Raw genomic sequence first — 239 nt, 5'->3', positions numbered from 1 at the left:
CGATGTAGCTCCACATGATTCTGTGCTCGCTTCGAAGAGGATCAGTGCTGCGGCTGCGGCGGCGTTGACGATGGCTTTGGCGATGGCGCCGGCGATTTGAGCCACCACGTCGAGATGATCCAGTCGGTCGCGCCATAGTACAGCGGCAGCTTCGACGGATACGCGAGCGTGTTCTTGTAGGCCACGCGATGCGTCGCGCTATACCACTGCGGGACCACATAGTAGCCGTGCATCAGCAC

General features: G+C 60.7%; 1 protein-coding gene. It reads right to left on the bottom strand.

Annotation, left to right across the window (positions count from 1 at the left end; genetic code table 11):
• Positions 1 to 41 precede the first annotated feature (41 nt).
• Positions 42 to 239 (bottom strand): hypothetical protein (locus SB786_RS37570; protein WP_410731756.1); only part of this gene is annotated, 198 nt, incomplete at its 5' end.

Source organism: Burkholderia sp. SIMBA_062 (assembly GCF_046534765.1).
In the GTDB taxonomy this organism is placed as follows: domain Bacteria; phylum Pseudomonadota; class Gammaproteobacteria; order Burkholderiales; family Burkholderiaceae; genus Burkholderia; species Burkholderia ambifaria.
The sequence above is the reverse complement of the archived record's forward strand: the minus strand, read 5'-3'. Positions and strand labels throughout refer to the sequence as shown.